Annotated in this window: 24 protein-coding genes; 11 read left to right on the top strand and 13 right to left on the bottom strand. The window is 66.9% G+C overall.

All coding sequences use genetic code 11. The features are described 5' to 3' along the window. Positions 1–30: 30 nt before the first annotated feature. The 4 genes from ER13_RS00210 to ER13_RS00225 are packed head-to-tail and all read left to right on the top strand — an operon-like array spanning position 31 to position 4,973. Positions 31–369 carry a rhodanese-like domain-containing protein gene (locus tag ER13_RS00210; protein WP_008261203.1) on the top strand — a complete coding sequence of 113 codons (339 nt, stop codon included), beginning with the start codon at positions 31–33 and terminating at the stop codon, positions 367–369. 40 nt (positions 370–409) lie between these two features. Next, on the top strand, positions 410–1,435 hold the full coding sequence (locus tag ER13_RS00215) for an efflux RND transporter periplasmic adaptor subunit (RefSeq protein WP_035305106.1): 1,026 nt from the start codon (positions 410–412) through the stop codon (positions 1,433–1,435). Further along, a complete protein-coding gene (locus ER13_RS00220; protein WP_035305110.1) occupies positions 1,432–4,653 on the top strand; it encodes an efflux RND transporter permease subunit in 3,222 nt (1,073 codons plus the stop codon). The genes ER13_RS00215 and ER13_RS00220 overlap by 4 nt, the downstream gene beginning before the upstream one ends. Next, on the top strand, positions 4,650–4,973 hold the full coding sequence (locus ER13_RS00225) for a helix-turn-helix transcriptional regulator (protein ID WP_035305112.1): 324 nt from the start codon (positions 4,650–4,652) through the stop codon (positions 4,971–4,973). Before ER13_RS00220 ends, ER13_RS00225 begins: the two co-directional genes overlap by 4 nt. Before the next feature lie 32 nt (positions 4,974–5,005). On the opposite strand, the gene ER13_RS00230 is transcribed toward ER13_RS00225, so the two are convergent. Further along, positions 5,006–5,443, bottom strand: coding sequence for a helix-turn-helix transcriptional regulator (locus ER13_RS00230; RefSeq protein WP_035305115.1), 438 nt, complete (start codon positions 5,441–5,443; stop codon positions 5,006–5,008). Next, on the bottom strand, positions 5,440–6,099 hold the full coding sequence (locus ER13_RS00235; protein WP_035305117.1) for a peroxiredoxin: 660 nt from the start codon (positions 6,097–6,099) through the stop codon (positions 5,440–5,442). The genes ER13_RS00230 and ER13_RS00235 overlap by 4 nt, the downstream gene beginning before the upstream one ends. A 417-nt stretch (positions 6,100–6,516) precedes the next feature. On the opposite strand from ER13_RS00235, the gene ER13_RS00240 reads away from it, so the two are divergent. From ER13_RS00240 to ER13_RS00255, 4 genes are read left to right on the top strand one after another with little or no spacing between them, the layout of a single operon-like run. Beyond that, positions 6,517–6,870, top strand: a complete 354-nt coding sequence (locus ER13_RS00240) for a hypothetical protein (RefSeq protein ID WP_154725215.1) — start codon at positions 6,517–6,519, stop codon at positions 6,868–6,870. 2 nt (positions 6,871–6,872) lie between these two features. Further along, on the top strand, positions 6,873–7,475 hold the full coding sequence (locus ER13_RS00245) for a cysteine hydrolase family protein (RefSeq protein WP_008259980.1): 603 nt from the start codon (positions 6,873–6,875) through the stop codon (positions 7,473–7,475). Further along, positions 7,462–9,546 carry a glycoside hydrolase family 65 protein gene (locus tag ER13_RS00250; protein WP_035305120.1) on the top strand — a complete coding sequence of 695 codons (2,085 nt, stop codon included), beginning with the start codon at positions 7,462–7,464 and terminating at the stop codon, positions 9,544–9,546. The genes ER13_RS00245 and ER13_RS00250 overlap by 14 nt, the downstream gene beginning before the upstream one ends. A 15-nt stretch (positions 9,547–9,561) precedes the next feature. Continuing rightward, positions 9,562–10,092, top strand: coding sequence for a hemerythrin domain-containing protein (locus ER13_RS00255; RefSeq protein WP_008261341.1), 531 nt, complete (start codon positions 9,562–9,564; stop codon positions 10,090–10,092). Positions 10,093–10,303: 211 nt separating this feature from the next. On the opposite strand, the gene ER13_RS00260 is transcribed toward ER13_RS00255, so the two are convergent. From ER13_RS00260 to ER13_RS00310, 11 genes are all read right to left on the bottom strand, one after another. Beyond that, complete coding sequence (locus ER13_RS00260; protein WP_035305121.1) at positions 10,304–11,479, bottom strand: zinc-dependent alcohol dehydrogenase; 1,176 nt, start codon at positions 11,477–11,479, stop codon at positions 10,304–10,306. A 32-nt stretch (positions 11,480–11,511) separates the two neighbouring features. Continuing rightward, the gene (locus tag ER13_RS00265) at positions 11,512–12,081 is read right to left on the bottom strand and encodes an SRPBCC family protein (RefSeq protein ID WP_008263669.1); all 570 of its coding nucleotides are present in this window, start codon (positions 12,079–12,081) and stop codon (positions 11,512–11,514) included. A 242-nt stretch (positions 12,082–12,323) separates the two neighbouring features. Continuing rightward, positions 12,324–13,049, bottom strand: a complete 726-nt coding sequence (locus ER13_RS17500; protein ID WP_155988041.1) for a Crp/Fnr family transcriptional regulator — start codon at positions 13,047–13,049, stop codon at positions 12,324–12,326. A gap of 118 nt (positions 13,050–13,167) precedes the next feature. Then, positions 13,168–14,067: a Crp/Fnr family transcriptional regulator gene (locus ER13_RS00275; RefSeq protein WP_231492410.1), complete on the bottom strand. Its 900-nt coding sequence runs from the start codon at positions 14,065–14,067 to the stop codon at positions 13,168–13,170. Positions 14,068–14,103: 36 nt separating this feature from the next. Continuing rightward, positions 14,104–14,331, bottom strand: a complete 228-nt coding sequence (locus ER13_RS00280) for a hypothetical protein (protein WP_035305126.1) — start codon at positions 14,329–14,331, stop codon at positions 14,104–14,106. A 23-nt stretch (positions 14,332–14,354) separates the two neighbouring features. After that, positions 14,355–15,254: a manganese catalase family protein gene (locus ER13_RS00285; protein WP_008258843.1), complete on the bottom strand. Its 900-nt coding sequence runs from the start codon at positions 15,252–15,254 to the stop codon at positions 14,355–14,357. Positions 15,255–15,499: 245 nt separating this feature from the next. After that, on the bottom strand, positions 15,500–16,132 hold the full coding sequence (locus tag ER13_RS00290; RefSeq protein ID WP_052004630.1) for a hemolysin III family protein: 633 nt from the start codon (positions 16,130–16,132) through the stop codon (positions 15,500–15,502). Between the two features lie 205 nt (positions 16,133–16,337). After that, entirely contained in the window at positions 16,338–17,195 is an 858-nt protein-coding gene (locus tag ER13_RS00295) for an SMP-30/gluconolactonase/LRE family protein (RefSeq protein WP_008263857.1), read from the bottom strand. Further along, positions 17,192–17,824, bottom strand: coding sequence for a 2-dehydro-3-deoxy-6-phosphogalactonate aldolase (locus ER13_RS00300; RefSeq protein ID WP_008260372.1), 633 nt, complete (start codon positions 17,822–17,824; stop codon positions 17,192–17,194). The genes ER13_RS00295 and ER13_RS00300 overlap by 4 nt, the downstream gene beginning before the upstream one ends. After that, positions 17,821–18,696 carry a 2-dehydro-3-deoxygalactonokinase gene (locus ER13_RS00305; protein WP_052004635.1) on the bottom strand — a complete coding sequence of 292 codons (876 nt, stop codon included), beginning with the start codon at positions 18,694–18,696 and terminating at the stop codon, positions 17,821–17,823. Before ER13_RS00305 ends, ER13_RS00300 begins: the two co-directional genes overlap by 4 nt. A gap of 25 nt (positions 18,697–18,721) precedes the next feature. After that, positions 18,722–20,296, bottom strand: coding sequence for a sodium/sugar symporter (locus ER13_RS00310; RefSeq protein ID WP_035305271.1), 1,575 nt, complete (start codon positions 20,294–20,296; stop codon positions 18,722–18,724). A gap of 194 nt (positions 20,297–20,490) precedes the next feature. On the opposite strand from ER13_RS00310, the gene ER13_RS00315 reads away from it, so the two are divergent. The 3 genes from ER13_RS00315 (at position 20,491) to ER13_RS00325 (ending at position 23,953) form a co-directional block, all read left to right on the top strand. Beyond that, complete coding sequence (locus ER13_RS00315) at positions 20,491–21,264, top strand: IclR family transcriptional regulator (protein WP_035305131.1); 774 nt, start codon at positions 20,491–20,493, stop codon at positions 21,262–21,264. Between the two features lie 127 nt (positions 21,265–21,391). Beyond that, positions 21,392–22,141 carry an SDR family NAD(P)-dependent oxidoreductase gene (locus tag ER13_RS00320; protein ID WP_035305134.1) on the top strand — a complete coding sequence of 250 codons (750 nt, stop codon included), beginning with the start codon at positions 21,392–21,394 and terminating at the stop codon, positions 22,139–22,141. After that, positions 22,142–23,953, top strand: coding sequence for an IlvD/Edd family dehydratase (locus ER13_RS00325; RefSeq protein ID WP_035305136.1), 1,812 nt, complete (start codon positions 22,142–22,144; stop codon positions 23,951–23,953). Positions 23,954–23,998: the final 45 nt, after the last annotated feature.

The raw sequence follows: 23,998 nt of genomic DNA on the forward strand, positions 1-23,998 counted from the left end.
CCGCGTTCGGCGGGTCCATGGAGGTCGAAAATGTTCGGATTTGGAAAGCCCAAGGCCCATCGGGAGATCGGCCCGGCCGATCTTAAAACCATGCTCGCCCAGGATCAGGTCCTGCTGGTCGATGTGCGGGAAGCGGGCGAGTTCGCCGCCGAGCATATCGCAGGCGCCGTGAACCTGCCGCTCTCGTCCTTCGACCCCGCGCGCCTTCCCCAGGCGGACGGAAAGACGGTCGTCCTGCAATGCGCGGGCGGAAAGCGGTCGGGCATGGCGCTGGAACGCTGCGCCAAGGCCCAGGCTGCGATCGATACGCACCTGGCGGGCGGACTCGGGGCCTGGAAGTCGGCGGGCCTTCCGGTCGAGCGCGGCTGACGTGCGATTGATCGGCGGGGATGGTGGAAGGACGACGGCGATGAAGATGTGGACCCTGATGGCTGCGGCCGCGCTGACGCTGTCGGCGTGCGGCGGCGCGGATGAAAAGCGCGAGCCGACCGCGAAGGCGGCGCCCGCCGGCGAGCAACTCGTCCTGGCCTCGAACCTCCTCGCCGACACCAAGACGGTGGCGGGCGAGATCACCACCCGCGACCAGTCGCAAGCCCGGGCGCGCATCTCCGGCGTCTTGGTCGTCCTGTCGGTGCGCGAGGGCGATATGGTGAGCCGCGGTCAGCAGATCGGACGGGTTGTCGACGACCGGATCGGTTTCGAGACCAGGGCCTATGGCGCCCAGGTCGCCGCCGCCGAGGCGGAGGCGACGCGCGCCCGCGCCGACCTGGGACGGATCCAGGACCTGTATGACCACAATGTCTACGCCAAGGCGCGCCTGGATCAGGCCGTCGCGGCGTCCCGCGCCGCAGACGCCCAGACTGCCGCCGCCCGCGCCGAACGCGGCGCCAGCGCCAGCATGGCCGGCCAGGGGGCGATCCTGGCGCCGGCCGCCGGCCGCGTCTTGAAGGTCGAGGTCACGGCCGGATCCGTGGTCAGCCCCGGAATGTCGGTCGCGACGATCACCGCAGGCCCCCCCGTGCTTCGTCTCGAACTCCCCGAATCCCTCGCCGGCCGGGTCAAGCCCGGCGCGCGCGTCCTGCTGACGGCGGACGATCTGCCGGTCGAAGCGCGCCAGGGACAGGTGACGCAGGTCTATCCCGCCATCGTCGGCGGGCGGATTCAGATCGATGCGGCCGTACCGGGCCTGACCACCGAACTGGTCGGCCGCAGGGTCGCGGCCTCGATCGAGATCGGCCAACGTCAGGCCCTGACCGTACCCCGGCGTTTCGTCACGACGCGTTATGGTCTGGACTATGTGGAAGTGATTTCACCTGACCGGAAACCCAGCGCCGTCCCGGTTCAGACGGCCCCCACGAACGACCCTGAAACGGTCGAAATCCTGAGCGGCGTCAAGGCCGGCGACAGGCTGGTCGCGACGAGGACGCAAGGATGAAACTGGGCCTGTCCGGGCGCCTGACGCGCTTCACCATCACCTCTCCGCTGACGCCGCTGTTCCTGCTGGCGGCCATCGCCGTCGGCCTGCTGGCCCTGTTCTCGATCCCGCGTGAGGAAGAGCCGCAGATCAGCGTGCCCATGGTCGACATCCAGGTGGCGGCGCCCGGTCTGGCGGCCCCCGATGCGGTCGAACTGATCGGGATTCCCCTCGAGACCATCGTCAAGAGCGTGAACGGGGTCGAGCACGTCTACACCCAGGCCGAAGACAATGGGGTGCTGGTGACGGCGCGCTTTCTGGTGGGGTCCAACCCCGAGGACGCCGCCATCCGGATCGAGGAGAAGCTGCGCGCCAACCGGGACCGGATTCCGGTGGGGGTCCCCGATCCCAAGGTGACGGTGCGCGGCATCGACGACGTGCCGGCCATCGTCCTGACCCTGACCCCGAAACCGGGCGCGGCGGGCCAATGGACCGATCAGGCCCTCTATGATCTGGCGCACAAGCTGCGCACCGAAATCGCCAAGGTCGATAATGTGGGCCTGACGTTCGTCACCGGCGGTCGGCCCGACGAGATCCGCATCGCTCCTGATCCCGCAAAGCTGAATCAGTATGGCGTGCCGCTGGGCCGTGTGATCGAGGCGGCGTCTCAGGCCAACCGCAGCTTCCCGGTCGGCAATGTCCGCGAGGACGGCCAGGCCGTGGCCGTCACCTCCGGCCGCACCCTGTCCTCGGCCCAGGAGATCGGCCTGCTGACCGTCCGCTCCGTCACCGGCGCGCCGGTCTATCTGCGCGATGTCGCGGACGTGGCCCAGGGGCCGCGTGAAGACCAGGCCCGGGTGTGGCGCTGGGCCCGGCATGACGGGCAGTGGGCCAGCACGCCCGCCGTCAGCATCGCCATCGCCAAGCGCGCCGGCGCCAATGCGGTGGTGGTGTCCGAAGCCGTGCGTCAGCGCGTCGAAAACCTGGAAGGCAAGCTGATCCCCGAGGGGGTCGAGGTCGCCGTCAGCCGCGACTATGGCGAGACGGCGAACGAAAAGGCCAACGAACTGCTGTTCCACCTGGCCCTGGCCACGGTGTCGATCGTCGTGCTGATCGGCTTCGCCATCGGCTGGCGCGAAGCCGCCGTCACCGCCGTGGTCATTCCCACCACCATCCTGCTGACCCTCTTCGCCTCCTATGTGATGGGCTATACGATCAACCGCGTCAGCCTGTTCGCGCTCATCTTCTCCATCGGCATCCTGGTCGACGACGCCATCGTCATGATCGAGAACATCGCCCGTCACTGGGGGATGCGCGACGGGCGCAGCCGAACCGAGGCGGCCGTCGAGGCGGTGGCCGAGGTCGGCAATCCCACCGTCGTGGCGACCCTGACCGTCGTGGCGGCCCTGCTGCCCATGCTGTTCGTGTCAGGTCTGATGGGTCCCTATATGGCGCCCATCCCGGTCAACGCCTCGGCGGCGATGATCTTCTCCTTCTTCGTCGCGGTGGTGATCGCGCCGTGGCTGATGATCCGGTTTGCGCGAAAGACCCTGGCCCATGGCCAGCACGATCACGCCCATGAAGACGGCGGCGGCAAGCTGGGACGGCTGTACGCCCGCGTGGCGCATCGCGTGATCGACAAGCGGTCCTCGGCCCGCAACTTCCTGATCGGCGTCGGCCTCGCCACCCTGGTCGCCTGTTCGATGTTCTACTTCAAGGCGGTCACGGTGAAACTGCTGCCCTTCGACAACAAGTCGGAGATCCAGGTGGTGGTCGACATGCCCGAAGGGACCAGCCTGGAAGCCACCTCCCGCACCCTGGACGAGGCGGCGGCTCAGATTCGCACCCTGCCCGAGGCGGACGCCATGGAAGCCTATGCCGGGGCCTCGGCGCCGTTCAACTTCAACGGTCTGGTGCGGCACTATTTCCTGCGCGACCGGCCTGAGATGGGCGATCTGATGATCTCCCTTCTGCCCAAGGACGAGCGCAGCCGCTCCAGCCACGCCGTCGCGCTGGATCTGCGCGACAAGCTGAAGGCCCTGCCCCTGCCCTCCGGCGCGTCGATCAAGGTGGTCGAGACGCCGCCCGGCCCGCCCGTCCTGGCCACCCTGCTGGCGGAGATTTATGGCCCCGACGCCGAAACCCGGCGCAAGACCGCGCTGGAAGTCGAAAAACTGTTCCGCTCCGTCCCCTATATCGTCGATGTCGACAACAGTTTCGGCCAGGAACGGCCGCGACTGCGGCTGGTCCCCGTTCGGGATCGCCTGGACTATTACGGCCTGTCCGAACGCGAGTTGCAGGATTCCATCGGCGCGATCCTGGCCGGCTCCACGGTCGGCTATGCGCCGCGCGGCGACGGCCGCTCGCCCCTGCCGATCACCGTCGCCCTGCCGCAATCGGCGCGCAGCTGGAGCCGCACCCTGGCCACGACGCCGGTGGCGGTGACGACCGGCCCGACGGGACCGCGCCTGATCGAACTGGGCGAGGTCGTTGACGGCCGCCGCGAGGCGGGCAGCTACGCCGTCTTCCGTCGCGACGGCCGACCGCTCGACATGGTGACGGCCGAACTGGCCGGCGAATACGAGGCGCCCATCTACGGCATGCTGGCGGTCAATCGCGCCATCGAGGCCCATGACTGGGACGCGCTGGGTCTGCAGAAGCCGGCCGTCCGCCTCAATGGCCAGCCGGAGGATGAATCCGTTCCCACCCTGCTGTGGGACGGCGAGTGGGAAATCACCTGGGTCACCTTCCGCGACATGGGCGCCGCCTTCATGGTCGCCCTTCTGGGGATCTATGTGCTGGTCGTGGCCCAGTTCCACAGCTTCAAACTGCCCCTGGTCATCCTGACCCCCATCCCCCTGACCCTGATCGGCATCGTCATCGGCCACATGCTGTTCGGCGCGCCCTTCACCGCAACGTCGATGATCGGCTTCATCGCCCTGGCCGGCATCATCGTGCGCAACTCGATCCTGCTTGTGGACTTCATCCGGCACACGGCCTCGCCCGACAAACCCTTGCGCGACGTCCTGATCGAGGCGGGCGCCATCCGGTTCAAGCCGATCCTGCTGACCGCCCTGGCGGCCATGATCGGGGCGGCGGTGATCCTGACCGATCCGATCTTCCAGGGTCTGGCGATCTCGCTCCTGTTCGGCCTGGCCTCCTCGACCCTGCTGACCGTCCTGGTCATTCCGGCCATCTATGTCGTGCTGCGGGATGACGGAAAACCCGCGACCCGATGACGCCGCACCAAGCCCCCATGGCGGATCTGGCCAGGCACGCCCATGCGGCCGCTGCGGAGTTGAAGCTGCTGGCCAATGAGCATCGCCTGTTGCTGCTCTGCCGGCTGACGCAGGAGGAACTGTCGGTGGGGCAGCTTGTGGGGCTGTGCGGCCCGTCCCAGTCCGGCGTCTCTCAGAATCTGAGACGGCTGCGCGAGGGCGGGCTGGTGAAGACGCGTCGCGACCGCTCAACCATCTATTACAGCCTCGCCGACGACACGGTTCGCCAACTCATCGACATCTTATGCGACCGCTTCGCCCGCCCTCGGACACCCGACTAGACGAAAGGACGCCAGTCCCCTCCGCCCGCGCCTTATCGACGGGGCGCCGGGGTGACGCGGGCGAACCGGGCGGCGTCCCCACGGGGCGGGGCTGACGCCTCGGTCGAGGGCGCCGAAGCCCCGGCGGAGGGCAGAAGGCGCGCGCCGACCGCCTGTCCGTCGCCGCAGAAGATTTCGTACAACATGCCCATCACCGCCTGGGCGCGTTCGTCGGCGATGGAATAGTAGATCGAACGCGACTGGCGCCGGGTCTTGACCAGGCCGTACTGGCGCAACTCCGCCAGTTGCTGCGACAGAGCCGGCTGCTTGATGCCCAGATCCGCCTCGAGCTGTCCGACGGATCGCTCCTCCGCAGCAATATGGCAGAGGATCAACAGCCGATTTGTATTGGCCAGCTGACGTAGCAGTTCGGCGGCCTGGGGCGCCTTGTCCTTCAGCCGCCCCATGGCCGCGGCCTGGTCGTCGCTCATGCGCGGCGCTCGCGATAATACCAGGGCGCATCACCGTCGCCGTCAGCCAGGGCCGCATCCAGAGTGGTGGCGGCCGGCTCCAGCAGGGGCTCGCCGGGCGACCATCCGGCCGGCGTCGACGCCTGCTCACGGTCGGCGGTCTGCAGCGCCGTCACCAGCCGCAGCAGTTCATCGACCGATCGGCCGATATTCATCGGATACCAGCTGATGGCGCGCACGATCCCGGTCGGATCGATGACGAAGCTCGCCCGCACCGTGGCGCTGTCGCTGGAGCCGGCGTCGACCATGCCGAAGGCGTGACCGATGGCCATGGACGGATCCTCGATGATGGGGAAGGCCACCTTCACGCCGAAGCGGCGATAGATGTCCTTCAGCCAGGCCAGGTGGGAATAGAGGCTGTCCACCGACAGAGCCATCAGGTCACAGCCCAGAGCCTCGAAAGCGTCCGCCCGCCTGGCCAGGGCGATGAACTCGCTGGTGCAGACCGGCGTGAAGTCGGCCGGGTGCGAGAACAGCACCAGCCACCGCCCGCGATAGTCGCTGAGCCGTTTCTCGCCCTGGGTCGTGCGCGCGATGAAGTCCGGAGCCGGATCATTGATACGGAGGGCGCGGAGGGCGCTGGGGCTGTGTGGCGGGGCGGTCTCAGTCGAATCCATGGGGCGGAATCTAGTGACTTTCAGGCCGCTTCGCCATACTGAAATACATACCTGCAAGAACTATGAAGGTGTTTATACGTCGATCGCGGACACGGACGGCTCGAGCTCCGCAACCCACCCGCGACCAGGTCGCCATATCCAGGGAGGTATTCACCCGCGTCAACGGTGTGGACGCCTCTGGCGCCCAGGTGTGGTCGGCGCAGGTTCTAGTCGTCGGTCCAGGTTTGATGGCGGAAGCGCGCAGGCCGGGTTCGGCCGTGGCCGGCGCCGACCTGCCAAGGGCGTCAGCGAACAGCCTGGCGATGTAGGCCGAGCCGTTGCCGGTCATGACCCGCTCGACGACGATGCGTGACGCTGAGGGTGTCCAACACCGCACACAGGGAACGGTCGGCCGATGTGAGGCGCTATGCGCTTGAGATGAGCGGTTCGCCCGCCGCTCCAGGAGCCGCCCATGCCCATGAAAATCTCTCACTTTCCCAACCCGACTTCCGGGGCACGGACGCAGCCAGAGACGATCACATGAACGCCCGGTCGACGTCGGGCCTGGCGCAGGGCGGTCTCGGCGGGCCCGAAGATCAGCTGCTGGAAGACGGACAGGAGGAAGTCTTCTCCCGCGCCGAGATCGAGAGCGGGCGCATCGAACACCATGCCAATACCCAGACCGCCCCTGATCCGGGCGAGATTGAACCTTCGTCCCCTAACTCAGACCAGAGCCTGACCGCGCCGGCGGACGCCCGCGCCAAAGACAAGGCCCGGGGCGCGGCGGCCTGAGCATGGTTCAAGGCCTACGCGACCCCATCCCGGACACGGCGGTTCATCTTTGCGTCGACATGCAGCGGATGTTCGTCGAGGACACGGAGTGGCGCACCCCCTGGGCAGCTCGCGTGCTGCCCGTCATCGAACGGCTGTGCGAAGCGAAGCCGGAACGCAACGTCTTCACCCGCTTCATCCCCGCCGCGCGCCCGGGCGAAGGCAGGGGCACATGGCGCGGCTACTGGGAGAAATGGTCGTCGATGACTCTCGACGCCCTGGGCACTGAATTGGTGGATCTGGCGACGCCGCTTCAACGCTTCGTCCCTCCCGGACGCCTGATCGACAAACACGGCTACTCGCCGTGGTTCGGAACCGATCTCGACCCGGTGCTGCGGCGAAGCGGCGTGGACACCCTCGTCGTCACAGGCGCGGAGACGGATGTGTGCGTCCTGGCGGCGGTGTTGGGCGCGGTCGACCTTGGCTACAGGGTCGTGGTCGTCAAGGACGGCCTGTGCAGCTCTTCGGACGCCTCTCACGACCGACTGATCGCCCTCTATCACGAGCGCTACGGCCAGCAGGTCGAAGCGGCGGAATGCGCGGAGGTTCTCGATGCCTGGCGCTGACAGGGACGCCTGGCGGCCGATCAGTCCGCCCGACGAGAACGGCCCCCGCGACGGCGCCCTCCCGGCCTATGTCGCCAATGGGCTGATCGGGCTTCGGGTCAGGGAAATACCGCTCATGGCAGGCATGACCCTGGTCAACGGGGTGGTCGGGGAAAATCCGGAGCGGCGGGTGGAAGCGGCCGCCCCCGTCCCCTACCCGCTCGCCGCCGATCTCTGCGTCAATGGCGTCTGGATGTCCGATCAGCCTTGGGCGGTCTCGGACCTTCGCCAGGCCTACGATTTCGCCACGGGTGAACTCACCAGCCGGTGCCGTGTCCGGCTCGGCGGAGTGGATGCCGCCATCGAGATCCTGACTCTCGCCAGCCGTACCGCGCCGACCCTGGTGATGCAGGAAATCCATGTGCGGCCGGACGTGCCCTGCCACATGCGTTTGCGCGCCGTTGTGGCGACCACGGACCTGCGCGGACGGGTCGCCCGACGCCGCACCGACACGCCGGGCGAGCCTGAGCCGGCCTGTGACGGGTCTCTGCTGTGGTCGACCGAGGGGGACCTGTCCACATGCGGTGTCGCCCTGGCGACCGAGACCACGCCGGGGGCCTCCCCCGACGTCACCGCCTGGGACGCGACCGGACCATTGCAGACCACCTACGACCTCGGCACGGTCGGCAAGCGGGGCGCGAGCCTCAGACAGATGGCCGCGCTCATCCCCTCGCTGATCCATGCACGCCCCGACGAAGAGGCGGTCCGCCGGGTTGCGCGGGGCGCCCAGACGGGTTTCGACGTCCTGAGAGCCCGAAACCGAGACGCGTGGCGCGAACTGTGGCGGGGACGCATTGTTGTCGATGGGGCGACGCCAGACCACCAGGCGCTGATCGATGCGGCCTATTTCTACCTGAACAGTTCGGTGCATCCAGCCTCGCCGTCCGCAACTTCGATCTTCGGCCTCGCGACCTGGCACGACTACAATTATTACTTCGGCCACGTGATGTGGGACATCGACGCCTTCTGCGTGCCGCCCGTGATGCTGTCTCAGCCGGACGCGGCGCGGGCGCTGCTGGATTTCCGGAGCCGGGGCCTGAGGGCGGCGAAATCGAATGCGCGGCTCTCGGGCCGGCAGGGCGTGCAGTTTCCATGGGAGGCCGCGCCCCTGACGGGGCAGGAGGCGGCGCCGGGGGCCGGGTCGGCGGCGGCGCACGAAGACCACGGGTCGCTGCATGTGGCGCGGGCCTTCGCCCTGTTCGCCGACGCGACGGGCGACGAGGCCTTCTTGAGGGACGACGCCTGGCCTGTGCTGGAAGGCGTGGCCGACTGGATCGTCAGCCGCCTGACGCGCACCGCGCGCGGATATGAACTGATACGCGCCACGGGCCCCGCCGAAGTGCCGGATCCGCCCGACAACGACGCATTCAGCCTGATGTTGTCGCACGACGTGCTGTGTCGCGCTGTCGCCGCCGCCGAAGCGACAGGACGCACGCCCCGGGCCTCATGGGCCGAGGTCAGGGACAACCTCTATCTGCCGGTGCGGTCCGACAAGGTCATCGCCGCGCATGACGCCTTCCGCATCGACGAACCCAAGGGCGCGACTCCCTCGCCGCTGGGGGGCCTCTTTCCAGGCGGGTACCAGACCGACGAAGCAGTCGAACGCCGGACGCTCGACTTCTACCTGGCGCACTGGCGCGATTATGTCGGCGCGCCGATGCTCCCCGCCCTCTATGGCGTCTGGGCCGCCCGGACCGGCGATCGCGCCCTGGCGCTGAAGCTGTTCGAGGAGGGGTACGCGGCCTATGACGCGGGGCGATTCCACCAGTGCCTGGAATACCGGCCCGACCACCCTGACAGCGAGACTGCGGCCGGTCCCTTCTTCGCCAACCTGGGCGGGATGTTGCTGGGGCTGCTGTTCGGCTTCACCGGCCTCGATGCGAAGGGCGATCCCGCCCATTGGCCTGATCGCCCTGTAGTCCTGCCCGAAGGCTGGCGTGCCATCTCCGTCGAACGTCTCTGGTTCGGCGGACGAACGGCCGCCCTGAGGGCGGATCAGGGGGCGGAGCGGGCCGTCATCAAGTTTCATTGAAAAGGAAAGAGACCCATGTCCGTCATCGACAAGGCGCTGGCCGCCATAACGCCTCAGCCTAACGAAGAGAAACGCCAAGAGGCCACTCAGAAGGCCAGAGAGGCGGCGGCGCCGGGAGATTGGCTGTCGCTGGCCCTGGATCACCATGACCAGATCCGCGCCGCCTTCGCCGAAGGCCGCAATGTCCGTTCGGCGGCTGACCGCCGCGCCGCCATGGACCGGCTGGCTCTGGTGCTGAACGGCCATTCCCTGGCCGAAGAGATCGTCCTCTATCCGGCTATGGCCCAGAACGGTCACAAGATGCAGGCGGGCGTGGCCTATTCCGAACAGACGACCGCCAAGATGCAGATGGCGGAGTTGGAGAACATCGCCCCTTCCTCGGACGCCTGGCTCGACAAGTGGGGCCACATCGAGGGCGCGGTGCTGACGCACATGTTCGAGGAGGAGAACGGCTGGTTCATCCACCTCAAGGAAAAGGGCGAACATCAGGACCGCCTGACCGCCCGTTACAAGGAGGAGTTCGAGCGCTACGCCGGCGCACTGTGACCGCGTCGCAGTCTGGGCGTTAAGGGCGTTCCGTCTGAACCCGCCCCTTGAAGGGACGGGTTCAGACGGCCGGGGCCGTGAGCTCACTTCCCCTGTACATCCGCCTCCCGGCGCCGGGCCACGGTCGAACGTATCGATCGGTGACGCGGCAGGACCTGGCCGTCGAGGTCGATCATCAGACCGCTTCTCGCCAGCCCGGCTGGTGCAGCCGTCAATGCGGCTTCAGGATCACCTTGGTCCATTCATTCTGGTTTTCCTTGAAGTTCTTGTAGCCCTCCGCCGCCTGTTCGAGAGGCAGGCGGTGGCTGATCAGGTCGGTGGTGTCGATCCCCCCCTCCAGGATCAGCTGAAGCAGCTGCGGCAGGTAGCGCTGGACGTGGGTCTGGCCGGTCTTGAGCGTCAGCCCCTTCTCCATGAAGGCCCCGACGGGGAACTTGTCGGCAAAGCCGCCATAGACGCCAGGCACCGAGACAGTGCCGCCCTTTCGGACCGCCATGATGGTTTCGCGCAGCACATGGGGGCGGTCCGTGCCCAGCCGCGTCTCCTGCTTGACCGCATCGATGATATTGTCGGGCGAGAAGCCGTGGCTCTCCATGCCCACCGCATCGATGCAGCTGTCGGGCCCCAGACCCGCAGTCATCTCCAGCAGGGCTTCGCGCACCTTGACCTCGTGATAGTTCAGCACCTCCGCGCCGTTAGCCTTGGCCAGCGCCAGACGGTTGGGATGATGGTCGATGGCGATGACCCGACCTGCGCCCTGCAGGATGGCGCTCTTGACCGCGAACAGCCCCACCGGGCCGCAGCCCCAGATCGCCACTGTGTCGCCGGGCTGGATCTGCGCGTTCTCCGCGGCCATCCATCCCGTCGGAAAGATGTCCGACAGGAACAGGACCTTCTCGTCCTCGATGCCGTCCGGGATCTTGATCGGACCATAGTCGGAATAGGGGACGCGCGCATATTCCGCCTGCCCTCCCGCAAAGCCGCCGGTCAGATGGGAATAGCCGAACAGGCCGGCGACCGACTGCCCATAGGCGATCTCGGTAGCGTCCGCCTTGTCGGCCGGGTTGGAGTTGTCGCACGCCGCCGGCATCGACTTCTCGCAGAAGAAGCACTGGCCGCAGGCGATGACGAAGGGCACGACGACGCGGTCGCCCTTCTTCAGGCTGGTGTTGCCCCGGCCGACCTCGACCACCTCGCCCATGAACTCATGGCCCAGGATGTCGCCGTTGGACATGCCGGGGATCATGCTGTCGTACAGGTGCAGGTCCGAACCGCAGATGGCGGTGGCGGTGATCTTGATGATGGCGTCGCGAGGATTGACGATCTGCGGGTCAGGGACGGTGTCGACCTGAACATTGTGTTTGCCGTGCCAGGTGAGCGCGCGCATGGGCGTATCCTTATCGAATGGGGACGGAAAAATCAGAAGTGGCGAGAGGCGCGGGGCGCGGCGTCAGGCGCCTTGGAGGTCGAGATCTCGCCCGTCTCCATCAGCTGCTTGAAGCGACGAAGCTCGCGTCGGGCCTGGATGCGGGGTTCGCGCTGCATCACCTTGGCGACGACCTTGCCGACGATCCCCGCAGGCGGCTCGTAGCTGATGAAGACCCGCACCTCCGTGCCCCGCCCGAAGGCGTTGTCTCTGAACGCCACCCAGCCTTCGTGGTCGACGTCGGAGCCTTCGCTGGAGGTCCAGGCGATGCGTTCGCCGGGAACGTCCTCGGTGATTTCGCTGGTCAATTCGACGTCCTTGTCGCCTGGGCCGGCGACGATCCAGCGCGAGCGGCCGTCTCCCAGCACCTCGACCGACTTCACGGTCTCCGAGAAGGTCGGCAGGTTCGTGAGATCGCGCCAGTAGGCGTATAATTCATCGCGAGGCCGATTGATCAGGACGGCCCTGAGGCTGGACGCCTCGTATTCGCCCTCGCGTCGATCCTTGTCGACGAATGCGGTCGACCCGACATCGGCGTCGGTCGAAACTTCACTATAAGACATGGGCTTAGCTCCGGTCAGCTGAGTCTGGTCAACCACCCGGCCGGAGCTTCGTTCCCAGTGTCCGCGAAGGAACAGGCGCGGCTGCCGGGGGTCGGAAGCCGGACCCAACCCCGGAGTTCCCATGACAGACGCCCTCGCCCAGACCGCCGCCGAAAACGCCCGGCCCTGGCCGAGCAGGCAAGATGGCGGAGCCTGGCTCCGGCGCCTGAGCCGAAGCCAGACAGGAGATCGCCCGCCGATCCTCACGGGGCGGCGTGACATCCGCAGGCGGTCTTCGTCAGGCCGCTGGCATCCAGGATCCGGATCTTCCCCCGCCCGGTGCGCGCTCCCCCGGCGCCCTCAAGCGCCCGGCACGAGCCGTTGACCGTGGAGCGACGGAGCCCGAGCATGTCGCCGATACGCTCCTGCGACAGCAGGATGTCCTGGCGCGGGGCCGCGCGGTGAATGGACAGCAGAAGGTCCGCGACGCGAGCGGTGGCGAGATGTCGGCCGACGCAGACGAGGCGGCGTTCCAGCCTGGCGCGTCTGCGGTCCTCTGCGTCCAACAGGTGGAGCATCCCTGCCTCACCCGCCCGATCGAGCCAATCGACCAAAGCAACCCGATAGATTTCCCCGTCGGTGATCCACTGACCGGCGACGGAGCGGCCGGTCCCGGTCGCCACCACGTGACCCGGTCCCAGGATTTCGGCCGACAGGTCCGAGCCCGCCGCCTCGGTGGCCAGGCAGCCGGAAACGATCACCGCCACCTCCCCCGCCCCGAGGTGGAAGTCGCCCGCGCGGCGGGCCTCGACGACGCCCACCGACAGCGCCCAACGACGTCGCTCAGGCGGCAAGGGCGCGAAGGCCTGCCACAGGCGCAGGGTTTCGGTCGTCAGACCCGAAGCGGCCGAGGCCGGCCGTTGACGCGCAGGCGCGCTCGCATCCGCCAAACAGTCGGGCGCAAAAGCGGAGGATTGTTCTTGGGGCATGCTCTTTCCTGCGCCTCCGTTTCGGGGGGCGCATTCACATAGGTGAACGACGCCCCGGGAACCTCTAGTCTCTGTCAGATCGCCGCGACGCCGTGAGGTGGTCGCGGCGATCTGACGCTCAGACAGGCTCGCACTGAAGCCGCAGGAAGGCGGGGTCGAACTCCGCCAGTTCTGCGAGCCTGTCCCAATCCAGAATTTCGATCCGTCCCTGGCCCCAGGTCAGGATGTTCCTGGCGCGGAGATCGGCCACCAGCCGGTTCACGTGCACCGTGGACAGGCCCAGCACGTCGGCCAGGACGGCCTGCGACAAGGGTAGTTCGAACCTACAATCGGTGGCGTGACGCACGACCTCGAGCCGCTTGTAGAGTTCGCACACAAGGTGCGCGAGGTGCGCAATGGCGCTCCGCCGGCCCATGGACGCGATCCACTGGCGATGGATCGCCGCGTCGATCACGGTGTCGAGCCACAGCAGCCGGGTAAGGTGAGGATGCTCCTCGGTAAGCCGACGCAGAACGGTGTGAGGCGCCGGGGCGATCACGCACTCCGTCAGGGCGACGACGCCATGGTCCATCTGCTTCATCATGAAGCTATGCAGATCGACAAAGTCGCCGCTGACATTCAGTTCGGTGATCTGCCGTCCGCCATCCGCGAGTGTCGAATAGCGAGCCGTGAAGCCGCTGGTGAGCAGAGTGCTGTGCTCCGGCCGCGCGCCCTCCCGGACGATGTCGGTCCCGGCGGCGACGCGTTGCAATGGCCCCAGCACCTCACGAAGCGCCGCCGCTTCTTCAGGCGTCAGAGCATCCCTGCGGCTCAGCTTTTCGATCAGACCGTACAAAATCACCCCACCGCCGCCTAACGTGTCCGGGGTCCAAACGTTGCGAGGCGGCGGGACGTTCACATGGGGATGCGCGTCGCAGAACACGCGCTCGGGGTTGGCCCATGAGGCGCGCCAACCTGCTTCTGCTTCACCCAGTCGGGTGTGGGTGCGGCGCTCCCGAGGCGGGCCCTCGACGGCCATGGAGGACCGGCCTGGGAGTTGGACATCCTTCCAGGGCTAGTCTTCGTTCAATCTCGCCAGCATATGGGCCACGGCCTTCGCCGACATCGCTTCGGCGATCAGCCCGGTGACGACAGCCCCGGCGGTGTCCGTGCAGAGAATGCGGAACGGACCCGCGCCCCGGACGTCGATCTCGCCGTCCCGCAGCACCTCGCCCGCCAGATCCTCGCCGTCGAGGTCCCGGAATGGGCGTCCATTCAACATGTGAAAATGATAGTGCGGCATGGACGCCCGGCGGTTCGAGGGGATCAGTCGAGGAGGACGGTGGTCTTGCCCGCGCCTGGTCCTGCGCCCAAGTCGGCGCCGGTGACGGGGTTCGCGTCCGGATCCGACGCGGTTCGCAGCGCGAAGGCGTTCACGGACGACTCGTCGGCTGACTCGAGGACGACCGAAGCCGAACCGTCGCCGCCGTCGACAGCCATCTGGTTCTCCTGATCCTCGACATATTCCCACTGCTCGCCCTCGTTCCAGGGACCGCGTGTATTCCCCTCGCCCTGCGACAGGTCATAGTATTTGTCGCTGAACTCGGGCACGCCGCCGATCTTGCCGGCGGGGAAGTTGGGATCGATGGCGTAGAGCGCCTTTTCGAATGACTTCTGGTGCGCGACCTCGCGGGTCATCAGGAACATCAGCGCATCCTTGACGCCCGGATCGTCGGTGACGTTGATCAGGCGCTCGTAGACGATCTTGGCGCGGGACTCGGCGGCGATGTTCGACCGCAGGTCGCAAGCCGGATCGCCGATCGAGTCGATATAGGCCGCCGTCCACGGCACGCCCGCCGAGTTCACCAGCGCCGGCGCGCCGCCGTACAGGATGGAGGTCGTGTGGCTCTCGCCCCGATCGTTCAGGGACATGTACAGATCCGCCTCCTCCAGCGCCGCCTCGGCCATCTTCCCCTTGGCGCCGCGGTTCAGCATGGCCACGATCGAACCGATCACCTCCAGGTGGCTGAGTTCCTCGGTGGCGATGTCGAGCAGCATGTCCTTGCGGCCGGCGTCCTCTTCAGCCAGCGCCTGCGTGAAATAGCGCATCGCCGCCGCCAGCTCGCCCTGCGGACCGCCGAATTGCTCGAGCATGAGCGTCGCCAGGCCGGGGTTCGGCTCGGCGACGCGCACCGTGTACATCAGTCGCTTGTTGTGAATGAACATTGAGAGGGTCCTCCTGGGGGGTGATGGACCCGTAACCGGAAGCCGTCATCGCTGTTCCGAAAGTCACACAGCAGACGTTCGACCGGGCGTTCGGCGCGGCGCCCACGTCCCGGCGAAACATCGCCAGACCGTTCTTGGCCAAGCCGAGGTCGCCGAGATCATGACGACGGCTCTGGGACGCTTCCCGTCCCAGTTCCAGTCCGAACTCAGGGCTGATGCAAGCCCGCGCGACGACCGGGCTGCGCTCAGGCGATCACGGCCAGCAGCACCGCCACCCAGTGAACGGCGGCGGCGGCCACCACGTGGCCGTGCCAGATGGCCCGTCGGAACCGGAGCGCCTTGCGCGCATAGAAGCCGACCCCGATCGAATACAGCAGGCCGCCGACCGCCAGCAGGATCAGCGGCGCGATCCCGAGGCTCTCCATCAACGGCTGAACCGCGATCACCATGAGCCAACCCAGGGCCAGGTAGATCGCGATCCAGAAACCGCGCCCCAGGCCCGGCAGCAGCAACTTGGCCAGGGCGCCGAACAGCGCCGTGGCCCAGACCGCCGCCGTCATCCCCCACGCCCAGGCCCCCGTCAGATGTTGGGTGGTGAACGGCGTGTAGGAGCCCGCGATCATGAGGAATATCCCCGCATGGTCGAAGCGCCGCAGCACGGGCTGAAACCGCGCGGGCGCGAAATTATAGGCCGTCGAAAGCGCGAGCATCGTCAACAACCCGCCTGCGTAGATGGCCGAAGCCGCCAGGCGGCCGACATGGCCGAACCCGATCGCCAGACCCAGCAGCATCCCGCCCCCGACGAGAGCGAGCGCCAGACCCGTCAGGTGCACCACCAGATCGGCCAGCCGCGCCTGGGGGTCGTCATAGTGTTTCATAAGCGTGGATGGGTCGGTCACGGGCGTATCCGATGCTGGGCCGCCAACGGCTACACCGCCTCCAGGAGGCGCGCCAAGCGCTGCGGCGATTTCAAGCGGCCAGTTCGAGGAATCTGCCGCTTAAACCGTCACCGGCACAGGCCATCCGCCAGGCGCCTCAGCCTGTCACGCCAATTGCCGCCGACATCATCGGCCTCAAGGGCGATCACAGCCGGATCAGGTTCTGCGGCAGGCCGGGCGTCTTGACCCGCAACCGGTAAAGGCCGCCCAGAGTCGGTTGTTCGCCGCGCTTGTCGGCGTTCCCCAGCCAGGCCGTGGTCATATAGAGGTCGCGCAGATCCTCGCCGCCGAAGGCCGCCTTGGTGACGGTCTGGACCGGCATGTCGATCTTGCCGATCCGTTCGCCCTCAGGCGAAAACTGCGCCACCCCCCAGCCGTTGAACAGACCGACGTGCAACACGCCGGCGGAATCCATGCTGGGACCGTCGGCATAGCCGTCGTCGGTCACGGCGAAGACCCGCCGGTTCGACAGCGCCCCGTCGTCATGGTCGAAGGCCAGGATGGTCCTGGCCAGGGTGTCGTGGTGATACAGGGTGCGGCCATCCGGGCTGAGGCACGGCCCGTTGGTGACGCCATAGCCATCGTCGTGCCGTGTCAGCTCGCCGTCGGCCCAGCGATACAGGGCGCCGGTCTTGACCACCTCGCTGTCGTCCATCGAGCCGAACCACAGCGACCCGTCAGGGGCGACGAAGCCGTCGTTCAGCCGGTTCTGCGGCCGGTCTTGCTCGACCGGTTGGATCAGAGTGAAGACACCCGTATCCGGTTCAAACCGGTGCAGGCCGCCGCGCACCCCGCAAACCAACGATCCGTCCTCGGCCGGCAGGGCGAAACCGATCTGGTCGGGCGTGTCCCAGGACGCCGTGTCGCCGGTCGCCGGCGTATAGCGGTGCAAGCCCCGGCCCTTGATATCGACAAACCAAAGGGCCCCGCGCACGGCGTCCCAGGCGGGGCCTTCCGCCAGCTCGGCCCCCAGGTCCCAGACCAGTTCGGCTGCGGCGCTCATTGTCCGCTTCCGAACCAGGCCGCGACAAAGGCGCACGCAGCCGCACCCACCTCGTCCGCCGTTCGGCCGGGTCTGTAGAGGGCCGAGCCGATGCCGAAGCCGTCGGCGCCCGCCGCGCGCCAGGCGCCCATGTTGTCCGGATCGACGCCGCCGACCGCATAGACCGGCTGCCCCTTGGGCAGGACCGCCTTGATCGCCTTGACGGCGCCCGGTCCGGCCAGTTCGGCGGGAAACAGCTTCAGCACGTCGGCCCCCGCCTCCAGCGCAGTAAAGGCCTCCGTGGGAGTGAAAAAGCCGGGCATGGTGAACAGGCCCAGCGCACGGGCGCGTTCGATTACGCGCGGGTCAACGTTGGGCGAGATCACCAGTTGCCCGCCCGCATCCGCGACGTCCTGCGCGGCCGAGGGCGTCAGGACCGTGCCCGCTCCCACCACCGCCCGGCCATCCATCGCGTCACGCAGCCTCCGGATGCTCTCCAACGCGCGGGGAGAGTTCAACGGCACCTCCAGGCAGGTGAAGCCGGCCGCGACCAGGACCTCGCCGATCTCGACCGCCTCCTCGGGCGTCAGGCCGCGCAGGATGGCCACGAGGGGCAGCGTCTTCAGGGCCTTTTCGACGGCCTGGGTCATGGGATCGCCTTCCAGATGCGGTGGAGTCCGTGCGCCACAGCCACTTCGCCGGAGGTGCTGCGGATGTCTTTAAAGCCGGCCAGAGCCAGGGCGCGTGCATAGCGTTGGCCCAGGCCCGCCTCGCTCACCACCTGCACCGGCTTGTCGCGATGGGTCGTCTCGGCCGCCAGTTCGGCGCCGATCAACAGGCCGGACAGGAAGTCCGCCGCTCCCTCTGGGCGCAAGGAGCCGGCCAACTGCCGGACGCGAACAGTGAACAGGTGGGCGGTGACGGCCGGGTCGGACAGCGCCAGCCGCACCCCGTCGTCGAAGGCGGCGTCGTCACCGCCCGGCGCTCCCATGTCGCGACCGATCAGTGTGGCGTGGCGCACGGCGGCGAACAGTTCGCCGGTCAGATAGGTGCGAAAGCCCGCGAGGGCGCCGTTCTCGACCCGCACCCATTTGCTGTGGGTGCCGGGGGCGATCATCAGGCCTGTTTCGTCTGGGCCGAACAGCCCCAGCGCCTGCGTCTCCTCGCCGCGCATGACGTCGCCCAGTCCCTGGGGCGTCAGGGCGACGCCGGGAACGATATAGATGTCGCGCGCCGCATCCGGTCGGGCCAGTCGCGCAGCCAGGGTCGCCACATCGGCCGGGCAGAAGGCATAGGGCGTCTCGATCCAGCCTTGGCGCGATCCGGCCATGCCCGCGATCAGCACCGGCGCCAGGTCCAGCCAGTCGCCCGCCACCTCTTCAAGCACCCCGAGGAAGGCGCCGGAGGCCAGGCGGCCGACGCCGCGGGGGTCGATGCGCCGATCCAGCACCGCCCCGTCCGCCCCCAGTCGCATGACGCGCAGATTGCTGGTGCCCCAGTCGACGCCGATCAGTCCGGTCATCTCGATGCGTTCATACAATGAGCGATCACCACCAGATCGAATAGACCAGGATCAGGAAGGCCACGACGCCGACCGCGGCCAGATTGAAGCCCAGCGAGGTCTTGTAGCTGATCTGGTCCAGCTTGATCTTCATGGCGTCTGGCTTGGCCGGGATCAGCAGCGACACGACCACGGCCGCGACCAGGGAGACGACGAAGACGACGCCGACCCGGTTCATGAAGGGGAAGATGAACTGGCCGGTCTCCTGCAGCCACCAGAAGATGGCCGACAGCACCACCGAGCCGATGGCGGCGGTCAGGGCGCCGGCTTCCGAGGCCCGCTTCCAGAACAGGCCCAGCATGAAGATGACGACGATGCCCGGGGTGAAGAAGCCCGTGAACTCCTGGATGAACTGGAAGGCCTGATCAAACCCGCCCAACAGGGGACGGGCGGTCAGGATGCCGATGACCACGGCGGCGACGGCGGCGATGCGGCCGACCGTGACCAGCTGGTGCTCGGGCACGTCTTTCTTGATCTTGGCGTAGAGGTCCAGGGTGAAGATGGTCGAGATCGAGTTCACCTTGGACGCCAGAGAGGCGATGATGGCGGCGATCAGGGCGGCGAAGACCAGACCCTTCAGACCGACCGGCAGCAGATTCATCATCGACGGATAGGCCTGGTCCGGCGCCGACAGGTTCGGGGCCAGGATCAGGGCGGCCATGCCGGGCAGGACCACGATCACCGGCATCAGCAGCTTCAGATAGGCGGCGAAGGCGATGCCTTTCTGGGCTTCCGGCAGCGACTTGGCGGCCAGGGCGCGCTGGATGATGTACTGGTTGAAGCCCCAGTAGCTGATGTTCATGACCCACAGGCCGCCCAGCAGAACGGCGATGCCCGGCAGCTCCTGATAGTGCGGATTGTCCTTCGACAGGATCATGTCGAACTTCTCGGGGAACTGGGTCAGCAGAGTGTGGAAGCCGGCCGCCGCGCCGCCCTCGCCGCCGATGGTCGACAGGGCGATGAAGCCGATGATCAGACCGCCGCAGACCAGCAGGGCGACTTGCACGATGTCGGTCAGGGCCACGGCCTTGAGGCCGCCCCACAGCTGATAGGCCAGGGCGAAGACGCCGATGGCGACGATGGCGTAATCCTGGTTGAAGCCGGTCACGGTGTGGACGGCGATGGCGCCCAGCCACAGGATCGAGGTCACGTTGACGAAAACGTAGAGCAGCAGCCAGAAGACGGCCATGACGTTGCGGATCGTCGGCCCGTACCGCTGCTGCAGGAACTGCGGCATGGTGACGATGTCGTTGCGCAGGAAGATCGGCAGGAAGAACTTGCCGACGATCAGCAGGGTCAGGGCCGCCATCCATTCATAGGAGGCGATGCCCAGGCCGATCACATAGCCCGATCCGCTCATGCCGATGATCTGTTCGGCCGAGATGTTGGCCGCGATCAGCGAGGCGCCGATGGCCCACCAGGGCAGGCTCTTGGACGCCATGAAATAGTCGGTGGAGGTCTTCTGCTCGCCGGCCTTGGTCCGCGAGACCCACTGGGCCAGGCCGAAGATGAAGACGGCGTAGATCGCCAGAATGGCCAGATCGATGCCCGCGAGCGTCATGTGCATTTCCCCCAACTATCGTGCCCTTTTGGTTCGGGCTTCCGCAAAAGCCTAAGGGAGGCGCGGGCGGGCTGCAACGGCTTTTTATATATGCGTAAACATTTCACGGGCGACAATGTTAGGGTCGGTGTCCTTCGAAGGCTTCACCCGATCAGGGAGCCCCGGTAGCCTATCCATCTTCCGACAGGATTCTCATGACTGGCCAAGCTTCCACCGACGATCGCAAATACCGCGCCCCGGCGCTCGAGAAGGGGCTCGACGTCCTCGAGCTTCTGTCGGCCCAGGGCGAACCCATGACGCCATCGCAGATGTCGGTGACGCTGGGGCGTTCGGTCAGCGAACTGTTCCGGATGATCCAGGTGCTGGAGTTCCGAGGCTATATCGAACAGTCGCCGGACGGCTATCGGCTGACCAACCGCCTCTTCACCCTGGGCATGACCCAGGCCCCGATCAAATCGCTGGTCGACGTCGCCATGCCGGCCATGCGTGACCTGGCGTCCACTACGCGACAATCCTGCCATCTCGTCGTACCCTCCGGTGACCAGATCGTGGTCATCGCCCGGATCGAGAGCCCCGGAGATCTGGGTTATTCGGTCCGGATCGGCTATCGCCGCAGCATTCTGGACGCCACCTCGGGGCTGATGTTCTATTCGCGCGCCAACGAGCGAGCGCGCAAATATCTGCACGACCGTCTCGTCGCCCTGTTCGGAGCGGCGGTGGTGGCCGAGTTCGCCGAACGCGCCGACGCCATGACCCAGGGGGCGCATGTCGAGCGGGCCAGCGATTTCGTCGTCGGCGTGACCGATCTGGTCGCCCCGATCATGGGCTCGGACGGCGTCATCGCCACCCTGATCACGCCCTTCATCGAACAGACGCCCATGGTGTGCAGCAAGGCGGAGGCAGCGACCCTGCTGGTGCGGACGGCCACAGCGATCTCCGGGCAGATGAGCGCCGTCTCCCAAGCCTGAGAGCCAGGACAGTCCACCGTTGACAGGGCCAGTGGCTATTGCCATTTTCGTGGACGGCACAGGTTTCATTTGTAAAATCTCACAAGTCGCCGGATAAACGGCGGGCGTCGAGGAGGCGCGCTCTATCATGGCCGCCATCTATCCTGATCTGAAGGACAAGACCGTCATCGTCACCGGAGGCGCGGGGGGGATAGGCGAAGCCATAGTCCGCAGCTTCCACGCCCAGGGCGCCCGGGTCGGCTTCCTGGATATCGACACACAACGCGGACCCAGGCTTCGGGCCGAGTTGGGGGCGGACACATTGTTCATTCCCTGCGACCTGACCGACATTCCGGCCTTGAAGGCTGCGGTCGCGGAAGTGCGCGCAGCGTTCGGGCTGATCGACGTTCTGGTCAACAACGCCGCCCATGACGAACGTCATGCGACCCTGGACGTGACCGAGGAATACTGGGACGGCCGCATGGCCATGAACCTGAAGCACCTGTTCTTCGCCGCCCAGGCCGTGCTGCCGGACATGCAGGCGACGGGCAAGGGCGCCATCGTCAATCTGGGATCCACGTCATGGATCATCGGTCAGGGCGGCATGCCGGCCTATACGGCGTGCAAGTCCGCCGTGATTGGGCTGACCCGTTCGCTGGCCCGCGACTTCGGCCCCTTCGGCGTGCGGGTGAACGCTGTCGCGCCTGGATGGATCATGACCGAGCGCCAGTTGGAGCTGTGGGTCACGCCAGAGACCGAAAAGGAAATCTACGCCAACCAGTGCCTCAAGCGCCGACTCGTGCCGGACGACATCGCCAAAGTGGTCGTCTTCATGTGTTCGGACGAGGCGGGAGCAATCACCAACCAACACTATGTCGTCGACGGCGGCTGGACCTGAATGACCGATACCTCAAAGACCCCTCCCCCCTCCAAGACGCTCCGCAGCCGCGCCTGGTTCGACAATCCGGAAAATCCGGACATGACGGCCCTCTATCTTGAGCGCTATCTGAACTACGGCCTGACGCGCAAAGAGCTGCAGTCCGACAAGCCGATCATCGGCATCGCCCAGACCGGTTCGGACCTGTCGCCGTGCAACCGCCACCACCTGGTGCTGGCCGAGCGCGTGCGTGAAGGCATCCGTGAGGCGGGCGGCATCGCCATGGAGTTCCCAGTTCACCCGATCCAGGAAACCGGCAAGCGCCCGACCGCCGGCCTGGACCGCAACCTGGCCTATCTGGGGCTGGTCGAGAGCCTGTACGGCTATCCGCTGGACGGGGTCGTCCTGACCATCGGCTGCGACAAGACCACGCCCGCCTGCCTGATGGCGGCGGCGACCGTCGACATCCCCGCCATCGCCCTGTCGGTCGGACCCATGCTGAACGGCTGGCACCGGGGCGAGGGTACCGGGTCGGGCACGATCATCTGGAAGGCGCGCCAGATGATGGCGGCCGGCGAGATCGACTATGACGGCTTCATCGAGTTGGTGGCGTCCTCGGCTCCGTCGGTCGGTTACTGCAACACCATGGGCACGGCGACGACGATGAACTCGCTGGCCGAGGCCCTGGGCATGTCGCTGCCCGGCTCGGCCGCCATTCCCGCCCCCTACCGCGAGCGCGCCCAGGTCGCCTATGAGACCGGGCTACGGATCGTCGAGATGGTGCGCGAAGATCTGAAGCCGTCAGACATCCTGACGAGAGAGGCCTTCCACAACGCCATCGTCGTCAACTCGGCCATCGGCGGCTCGACCAACGCCCCGATCCACCTCACCGCCCTGGCCCGCCACGCCCATGTCGACGTGCCGCTGAAGGACTGGCAGACTGAGGGGCTGCACGTTCCGCTGCTGGTCAATCTGCAGCCCGCCGGCGCCTATCTGGGCGAGGACTATTTCCACGCCGGCGGCGTGCCGGCGGTGGTGTCAGAGCTGATGAAACAGGGGCTGATCCGCGAGAACGCCCTGACTGTCACCGGCAAGTCGATCGGCGACAATTGCCGCGACGCCGAGATCGTCCTGCCCGATGTGATCAAGACCTTCGACGCCCCGATGAAGACCGACGCCGGCTTCGTCGTCTTCACCGGCAATCTGTTCAACTCGGCCATCATGAAGCTGAGCGTGATCTCACCCGAGTTCCGCGAACGCTATCTGTCCAACCCCGATGACCTGAACGCCTTCGAGGGCCCTGCCGTCGTGTTCGATGGGCCCGAGGACTATCACCACCGGATCGACGACGAGAGCCTGGGCGTCACCGAACAAACCCTGCTGTTCATGCGCGGCGCCGGCCCCATCGGCTATCCGGGCGCGGCCGAGGTCGTGAACATGCGGCCGCCGTCCTACCTGATCAAGAAGGGCGTCAGCGCCCTGGCCTGTATCGGCGACGGACGCCAGTCGGGCACCTCCGGTTCGCCGTCGATCCTGAACGCCTCGCCGGAAGCGGCGGCGGGCGGGAACATCGCCCTGCTGAAGACCGGCGACCGGGTGCGGATCGACATGAACACCGGCCGCGCCGACATCCTGATCTCGGACGAGGAACTGGCCGAGCGCCGCAAGACGTTCGAGGCGGCGGGCGGCTACAAATACCCGGCCTCCCAGACGCCGTGGCAGGAAATGCAGCGCGCGGTGGTCGGTCAGTTGGAGACCGGCGCCGTGCTGGAACCGGCGGTCAAATACCACCGGATCGTCGACAGGTTCGGTCTGCCTCGCGACAGCCACTGAGCACGATCAACATCGCCTGTAAAAATTATTTCATTGACAGAAGTC

Source organism: Brevundimonas sp. EAKA (assembly GCF_000698025.1).
In the GTDB taxonomy this organism is placed as follows: domain Bacteria; phylum Pseudomonadota; class Alphaproteobacteria; order Caulobacterales; family Caulobacteraceae; genus Brevundimonas; species Brevundimonas mediterranea_A.